The organism is Streptomyces sp. NPDC054842 (assembly GCF_053611025.1).
In genome coordinates this window covers 1-7,648 of sequence record NZ_JBSGZN010000094.1, presented here as the reverse complement: position 1 = coordinate 7,648, position 7,648 = coordinate 1, and the positions used below count along the sequence as shown (strand labels likewise).

Genomic DNA, 7,648 nt, shown 5'->3' with positions numbered 1-7,648 from the left:
GCCCCGATGCAAATCGGGGCCGCCCGCTCCAGGTCGGGGCGTGGCCGGGGTCAGACCTCGACCACGACCGGGAGGATCATCGGGCGCCGGCGGTAGTTGTCCGAGACCCACTTGCCCAGCGTGCGGCGGATGAGCTGCTGCAGCTGGTGGGGCTCGACCACGCCGTCCTGGGCCGAGCGCTCCAGGACTTCCGTGATCTTCGGGACGACGTCCGAGAAGGCGCTGTCGTCGATACCGGAGCCGCGGGCCTGGATGTGCGGGCCCGCGGTGATCTTGCCGGTACTGGAGTCGACCACCATGAAGACCGAGATGATGCCCTCGTCGCCGAGGATGCGGCGGTCCTTCAGCGCGGGCTCGCCCACGTCTCCGACCGAGAGGCCGTCGACGTACACGTATCCCGCCTGGACCTTGCCGGAGATCTTGGCCTTGCCGCCGATGAGGTCGACGACGACGCCGTCCTCCGCGATGACGATGCGGTCGTGCGGGACGCCGGTGAGGGCGCCGAGCTCGGCGTTGGCGCGCAGGTGGCGCCATTCGCCGTGGACCGGCATCAGGTTCCGCGGCTTGCAGATGTTGTAGAAGTACAGCAGCTCGCCCGCGGAGGCGTGGCCCGAGACGTGCACCTTGGCGTTGCCCTTGTGGACGACGTTGGCGCCCCAGCGGGTCAGGCCGTTGATGACGCGGTAGACCGCGTTCTCGTTGCCCGGGATGAGCGACGACGCCAGGATCACCGTGTCGCCCTGGACGATGCGGATCTGGTGGTCGCGGTTGGCCATGCGGGACAGCGCGGCCATCGGTTCGCCCTGCGAGCCGGTGCAGACGAGCACGACCTCGTGGTCGGGCAGGTCGTCGAGGGTCTTCACGTCGACGACGAGGCCCGGCGGGACCTTCAGATAGCCGAGATCCCGTGCGATGCCCATGTTGCGGACCATCGAGCGGCCGACGAAGGCGACCCGGCGTCCGTACTCGTGGGCCGCGTCCAGGATCTGCTGGATGCGGTGCACGTGGCTGGCGAAGCTCGCCACGATGATCCGCTTGCGGGCGCCGGCGAAGACCTGGCGCAGCACGTTCGAGATGTCGCGCTCGGGCGGGACGAAGCCCGGGACCTCGGCGTTCGTGGAGTCCGAGAGGAGAAGGTCGATGCCCTCCTCGCTCAGCCGCGCGAAGGCGTGCAGGTCGGTGAGGCGGCCGTCCAGCGGGAGCTGGTCCATCTTGAAGTCGCCGGTGTGCACGACCATGCCCGCGGGGGTGCGGATGGCCACCGCGAGGGCGTCCGGGATGGAGTGGTTGACCGCGACGAACTCGCAGTCGAAGGGGCCGATTCGCTCGCGGTGCCCCTCGGCGACCTCGAGCGTGTACGGGCGGATGCGGTGCTCCTGGAGCTTCGCCTCGATGAGGGCGAGGGTCAGCTTGGAGCCGATCAGCGGGATGTCCGGCTTCTCGCGGAGCAGGAAGGGCACACCGCCGATGTGGTCCTCGTGGCCGTGCGTGAGGACGATGCCCTCGATGTCGTCGAGGCGGTCCCTGATGGACGTGAAGTCCGGCAGGATCAGGTCGATTCCGGGCTGCTCCTCCTCGGGGAAGAGCACTCCGCAGTCGACGATCAGGAGGCGGCCGCCGTACTCGAAGACGGTCATGTTCCGGCCGATTTCGCCGAGACCGCCGAGCGGGGTGACCCGGAGGCCGCCCTGGGCGAGCTTCGGCGGCGGCGCGAGTTCAGGATGCGGATGACTCAAAAGACTCTCCTCACCACGCGCGCCACGTACCTGGCAAGGCACGTGGCGCGCGTGACGTTCGTGCAGTAGCAGTTGTCTGTGTGTGGGTGCAGGCGGACGGCCTGCGGGTCGTGCGTATTCAGTTGTGAAGTCTTTGTCAGAGCTGTACCCCGCCGGCGGCAAGATCGATCTTGAGCTGGTCGGTCTCCTCGGGGGACAGCTCGACCATCGGGGCGCGCAGCGGTCCGGACGGCAGGCCCTGGAGGGCGAGCGCGGCCTTGGTCGTCATGACGCCCTGGGTGCGGAACATGCCGGTGAAGACGGGGAGCAGCTTCTGGTGGATCTCGGTGGCCTTCTGGACGTCGCCCTGGAGGTAGGCGTCCAGCAGCTCACGCAGTTCCGGGGAGACGACGTGGCCGACGACGGAGACGAAGCCGACCGCGCCCACGGAGAGCAGCGGGAGGTTGAGCATGTCGTCGCCGGAGTACCAGGCGAGGCCGGAGCGGGCGATGGCCCAGCTGGCGCGGCCGAGGTCGCCCTTGGCGTCCTTGTTGGCGACGATCCGCGGGTGCTCGGCGAGGCGGACGATCGTCTCGGTGTTGATCGGGACGCCGCTGCGGCCGGGGATGTCGTAGAGCATCACGGGCAGCTCGGTCGCGTCGGCGATCGCCGTGAAGTTCCGGTACAGGCCCTCCTGAGGGGGCTTGTTGTAGTACGGCGTGACGGTCAGCAGGCCGTGCGCGCCGGCCTTCTCGGCGTCGCGGGCGAGCTCGATGCTGTGGCGCGTGTCGTTGGTGCCGACGCCCGCGACCACGTGCGCCCGGTCGCCGATCGCCTCGACCACAGCCCGTACGAGCTGGGCTTTCTCCGCGTTGCTCGTGGTCGGGGACTCGCCGGTGGTGCCGTTGATGACCAGGCCGTCGTTGCCTGCGTCCACCAGGTGGGCGGCGAGCCGCTGCGCGCCGTCGAGGTCGAGTGCGCCGTCCGCCGTGAAGGGCGTGACCATGGCGGTGAGGACCCTCCCGAAGGGGGTCTGCGGAGTGGAGGTCGGAGCCATGGGTAACACGCTACTCGCTGCTCAACGCGGGGTCTGCCCTCGGGGCAGGCGACAAGTCGGGGCAAATGCGGAGCCCGGCACTGCCTGCTCGGGGGTTCAAGCAGTGCCGGGTCCGTTTGATCAGGCTAGATGAACTTCTAGAAATGCCGCAATACGGACACTTCGACCGGCTGATGCGTACATCTGTGCCGGAAGGCGTGCGGGGGCGCGTTACGGCGCGACGCGGCCGTTGGCGTTGAAGGCGGCGTAGGTGAGCGGCATGAGCTTCGCCCACTCCGCCTCCATCTTCTCGCCGACCATCTCGATCTCCCGCTGCGGGAAGGACGGGACCTTGGCGAGCTCGTGCTGGGTGCGCAGGCCGAGGAAGTGCATCAGCGAGCGCGCGTTGCACGTGGCGTACATCGACGAGTAGAGACCCACCGGCAGCACCGCGCGGGCCACCTCGCGGGCCACCCCGGCCGCGAGCATCTTCCGGTACGTCCGGTAGGACTCGGCGTACGACTCGTCCATGACGTCCGTCACGAGTTCCCGCTGCTCGGGCGTGCCCTCGACGAAGACGTACTTCCCGGGGCGGCCCTCCTGGACCAGCTTCCGGGACTCGTCCGGGACGTAGAAGACCGGCTGGAGCTCCCGGTAGCGGCCCGACTCCTCGTTGTACGACCAGCCCACGCGGTGACGCATGAACTCGCGGAAGACGAAGATCGGGGCACTGACGAAGAACGTCATCGAGTTGTGCTCGAAGGGGCTGCCGTGCCGGTCCCGCATGAGGTAGTTGATCAGTCCCTTCGAGCGCTCCGGGGCCTTGTCCAGCTCCTCCAGGGACTGCTCTCCGAGCGTCGAGACGCGGGCGGCGAACAGCACGTCGGAGTCGGCGGCGCTGTGCTTCACCAGCTCGACGGTGACGTCGCTGCGGAGTTCGATCTTGGGATCGTCGGCGGGGATGTCGGTCACGATTCGGGGGGTCCTTCCATCACAGTCAACGCCGCTACTCTACGGCGCGGCGGCACTGCGGATCTCCGTCCACCGGGGTGGGGAAATCGGTGGAATCGGGCACCTCTCGGGACGTTCGTACGTCTGTATCGGTGACAGAGATCCCTTCGAGTCCCCGAGGAGAAGCACCGCCCATGTTCCGTCGGCGCGAGCCCGTTCCGTTCGCCTTCATCGCCGAAGCCGACAAGTTCCGCAGCAATGTCGCTCCCCCGCCGCGCGAGCGCCCCTCCGCCGGCGAGCTGGTCGGCCGGTGGCTCATCGGACTGACCGTGGTGGCGGGTCTCGTGGGTTCCCTCCTCATAGGGATGCCCTCCCTCTCGCTCGACCGCTCGGTCCCGGCCACGCAGCACTCCCAGGCCTCCGACGGGCGCTGAGCCCCGCCGGGGCGTCCGGACGGCCCACAGGCACCCCCATGGCCCCCCAAGGGTGGTGGGCGGGGATCCGGCTCGATAGCCTCACCGGGCATACCCCACGCGTGGATTGAGTGAGGATCAGTCGTGCCCCTGCCCTTTCTGACGGCGGACCGCGCTTTTGACGAGGCAGCGGACGATCTCGCACTGCCGTTCGACGACCGCGACCAGTGGCGGCGTCCCTACCGGCCCGGGCCCTGGCGGGTGGGCGCGGCCGCGCTCGTCCTGCTGCTGGCCTCCTACGTGCTCTTCGCCGCCGTGATCATCGCGCTCACCGGGACGATGGCCGGTGCCGCAGTCTGTCTGGCCGGCGCGCTCGTCGTCATACTGTGCGCGCTGCGGCTGCTGCGGATGGGCGTCTGGGTGAGCGCGAACGGACTGCGCCGGGTGGGCTTCCTCCGTACGAGCACCGCTCCCTGGGAGCAGGTCGGCGCGGTGCGGACCGTCCAGCAGCCGGTGCGCTGGCTCGGGCTGCCGCGCACGGTGCAGGGGCAGGCGCTGGTGCTCGCCCGCAAGGACCGTGCGCCGGAGGACCTCGTGCCGCTGCTCACCAGCCACGGCGCCGACTTCCTGGCCCGCCCGGAGGCCTTCGACCGGGCGGCGGACGCCGTCGAGGTGTGGGCCGACGAGTACCGCAGGGCCTGAGCGGCCCGTCACGGCACGGAAAAGGGGGCCGGCCCGCTGGTGCGGGCCGGCCCCTTCGCCGTACTCCTGGTGCCCTGCTGCCGGCGTCCGCCGGCTCCGGGCGGTGCCGTCCGTCAGACCTGGACGGACCTGCCCTCGTGCAGGGCGATCGCGCGCTGCATCGCCTTGCGGGCGCGCGGGGTGTCGCGGGCGTCGTGGTAGGCGACCGCCAGCCGGAACCAGCTGCGCCAGTCGTCCGGGGAGTCCTCGGTCTCGGCCTTGCGCAGGGCGAACACCGCGTCGGCCGAGTCGCGGTCGATGCGGCCGCCCGGCGTGCGCTTCAGCTCGTCGACGGGCAGGCCGCCCTCGGCGTCCAGCTCGGCGGCGAGCCGGTTGGCCTTGCGGACGAACTGCGTGTTCTTCCAGAGGAACCAGACGCCGATGACCGGCAGGATCAGCACGGAGACCCCGAAGGTGACCGTGAGGACCGTGCCGGTCTGCACGAGCAGGACTCCGCGCCAGCCGACCAGTACGAAGTAGGCGACCAGGACGGCCGCCGTGATGGCGTAGGTGATCTTCGCGCGCATGTCTCTGCTATCTGCCGTCTGCTGTCGGTCCCCGGCTCAGCCGAGGTCCAGGAAGTGTTCCAGGCCGAAGGTGAGGCCCGGCGCGGTGACCACGCGGCGCACCCCGAGCAGGATGCCCGGCATGAAGCTGCTGTGGTGCAGCGAGTCGTGGCGGATGGTCAGGGTCTCGCCCTCGCCGCCCAGCAGGACCTCCTGGTGGGCCAGCAGTCCTCGCAGGCGGACCGCGTGCACCGGGACCCCGTCGACGTCCGCGCCGCGGGCGCCGTCCAGGGCGGTCGCCGTGGCGTCCGGCTGCGGGGCGCTGCCGGCCCGCTCCCGGGCGGCGGCGATGAGCTGGGCCGTGCGCGTGGCGGTGCCGCTGGGGGCGTCCACCTTGTTCGGGTGGTGCAGCTCCACGACCTCGACGGACTCGAAGTACGGAGCGGCCACCTCGGCGAACTTCATGGTCAGCACCGCGCCGATGGAGAAGTTGGGCGCGATGAGCACGCCCGTCTCCGGGGAGCCGGACAGCCAGGTGCCGAGCCGCGCGAGCCGCTCGTCGTTCCAGCCGGTCGTGCCGACCACGGCGTGGATGCCGTTGCGGACGCAGAAGTCGAGGTTGTCCATCACCGAGGCCGGTGTGGTCAGTTCGACGGCGACCTCGGCGCCGGACGCGGTCAGCGCCTCCAGCGAGTCGCCCCGGCCCAGCGCGGCCACCAGTTCGAGGTCCTCGGCGGCCTCGACGGCTCGTACCGCCTCGGCCCCGATCCGGCCCTTCGCACCGAGGACCGCCACGCGCAGCTTGCTCATTGCTTGGTTCCTTAACTGAGACGGGGGTTACGCGACCGCATCGTGCAGACGGGACGCCTGCTTGTCCTTGAGCGGGCCGATCACCGACAACGAGGGCCGCTGCCCCAGGATGTCGTGGGCGACCGAGCGGACCTCGTCCGGGGTGACCGCAGCTATCCGGGCGAGCATGTCGTCGACGGACATCTGGTCGCCCCAGCACAGCTCGCTCTTGCCGATACGGTTCATCAGCGCGCCGGTGTCCTCCAGGCCGAGGACCGTCGAACCCTGGAGCTGGCCGACGGCACGGCCGATCTCCTCGTCCGAGAGTCCGTGCTGGGCCACGTGGTCGAGCTCGTCCCGGCAGATCTTGAGCACGTCGTGCACCTGGGACGGACGGCAGCCCGCGTACACGCCGAAGAGGCCGCAGTCGGCGAAGCCCGACGTGTACGAGTACACGCTGTAGGCCAGACCGCGCTTCTCGCGGACCTCCTGGAACAGGCGGGAGGACATCCCGCCGCCCAGGGCGGTGTTCAGGACGCCGAGCGCCCAGCGCCGGTCGTCGGTGCGCGCCAGGCCCGGCATGCCGAGGACGACGTGCGCCTGCTCGGTCTTGCGGCCGAGCAGCCCGACGCGGCCCGCGGTGCGGATGGCGCGCCGGCCGTCGCGCGGGGCGACCGGGGCCGCCTCGGGACCCTTGAGGGCACCCGCCTTCTCGAAGGCCGCCCGGACCTGCCGTACGACCTTGTTGTGGTCGACGTTGCCCGCGCAGGCCACGACGAGGTGCGTCGGGTCGTAGTGCTTGCGGTAGAAGCGGCGGATGCGGTCGGCGCTCAGGGCGTTGACCGTGTCGACCGTGCCGAGGACCGGGCGGCCGAGGGGGGTGTCGCCGAGCATGGTGTGCGCGAACAGGTCGTGCACGCAGTCGCCCGGGTCGTCCTCGGTCATGGCGATCTCTTCGAGGATCACGCCGCGCTCGGCGTCGACGTCCGCCTGCTCGATCAGCGAGCCGGTGAGCATGTCGCACACGACGTCGATGGCGAGCGGCAGGTCGGTGTCGAGCACGCGTGCGTAGTAGCACGTGTACTCCTTCGCCGTGAACGCGTTCATCTCGCCGCCGACCGCGTCGATGGCGGAGGAGATGTCCAGGGCGGAGCGGCGCCGGGTGCCCTTGAAGAGGAGGTGCTCCAGGTAGTGTGTGGCGCCGTTCAGCGCCGGCGTCTCGTCCCGGGAGCCGACGTGCGCCCAGATGCCGAAGGTGGCGGAGCGGACGGAGGGCAGGGTCTCGGTGACGATGCGCAGGCCGCCGGGGAGGGTGGTCTTACGGACGGTGCCGATGCCGTTGCGACCCTTGATGAGGGTTTGGGTACGGGCGACGGCCCGCGCCTCCGAGGAGGTGCGGGGCGGCGCCCTGGTGCTGCTCGACGTCCCAGGTCGGTGTGGTACTTCTTGTAGTCGCCCGCTTCGCCCACGATCACGGGGATGATGGAGAGCTTACCC

At 70.2% G+C, this 7,648-nt stretch carries 8 protein-coding genes; 2 read left to right on the top strand and 6 right to left on the bottom strand.

The window, feature by feature from the left end:
* Positions 1-50 precede the first annotated feature (50 nt).
* The 3 genes from ACWGIS_RS36080 to thyX form a co-directional block, all read right to left on the bottom strand.
* Positions 51-1,736, bottom strand: coding sequence for a ribonuclease J (locus ACWGIS_RS36080; RefSeq protein WP_453366743.1), 1,686 nt, complete (start codon positions 1,734-1,736; stop codon positions 51-53).
* 136 nt (positions 1,737-1,872) lie between these two features.
* Positions 1,873-2,772, bottom strand: coding sequence for a 4-hydroxy-tetrahydrodipicolinate synthase (dapA, locus tag ACWGIS_RS36075; protein WP_453366742.1), 900 nt, complete (start codon positions 2,770-2,772; stop codon positions 1,873-1,875).
* A 210-nt stretch (positions 2,773-2,982) separates the two neighbouring features.
* Positions 2,983-3,723 carry an FAD-dependent thymidylate synthase gene (gene thyX, locus ACWGIS_RS36070; protein WP_453366741.1) on the bottom strand — a complete coding sequence of 247 codons (741 nt, stop codon included), beginning with the start codon at positions 3,721-3,723 and terminating at the stop codon, positions 2,983-2,985.
* A 173-nt stretch (positions 3,724-3,896) separates the two neighbouring features.
* On the opposite strand from thyX, the gene ACWGIS_RS36065 reads away from it, so the two are divergent.
* Positions 3,897-4,136, top strand: a complete 240-nt coding sequence (locus ACWGIS_RS36065) for a hypothetical protein (RefSeq protein WP_453366740.1) — start codon at positions 3,897-3,899, stop codon at positions 4,134-4,136.
* A gap of 123 nt (positions 4,137-4,259) precedes the next feature.
* On the top strand, positions 4,260-4,817 hold the full coding sequence (locus ACWGIS_RS36060; protein ID WP_453366739.1) for a hypothetical protein: 558 nt from the start codon (positions 4,260-4,262) through the stop codon (positions 4,815-4,817).
* Between the two features lie 113 nt (positions 4,818-4,930).
* Here the strand turns inward: ACWGIS_RS36060 and ACWGIS_RS36055 are convergent, their stop codons facing one another.
* The 3 genes from ACWGIS_RS36055 to ACWGIS_RS36045 are packed head-to-tail and all read right to left on the bottom strand — an operon-like array spanning position 4,931 to position 7,504.
* Complete coding sequence (locus tag ACWGIS_RS36055) at positions 4,931-5,383, bottom strand: hypothetical protein (protein ID WP_453366738.1); 453 nt, start codon at positions 5,381-5,383, stop codon at positions 4,931-4,933.
* A 36-nt stretch (positions 5,384-5,419) separates the two neighbouring features.
* Complete coding sequence (gene dapB, locus ACWGIS_RS36050) at positions 5,420-6,172, bottom strand: 4-hydroxy-tetrahydrodipicolinate reductase (protein WP_453366737.1); 753 nt, start codon at positions 6,170-6,172, stop codon at positions 5,420-5,422.
* 27 nt (positions 6,173-6,199) lie between these two features.
* A complete protein-coding gene (locus ACWGIS_RS36045; protein WP_453366744.1) occupies positions 6,200-7,504 on the bottom strand; it encodes a M16 family metallopeptidase in 1,305 nt (434 codons plus the stop codon).
* Between the last annotated feature and the right edge of the window lie 144 nt (positions 7,505-7,648).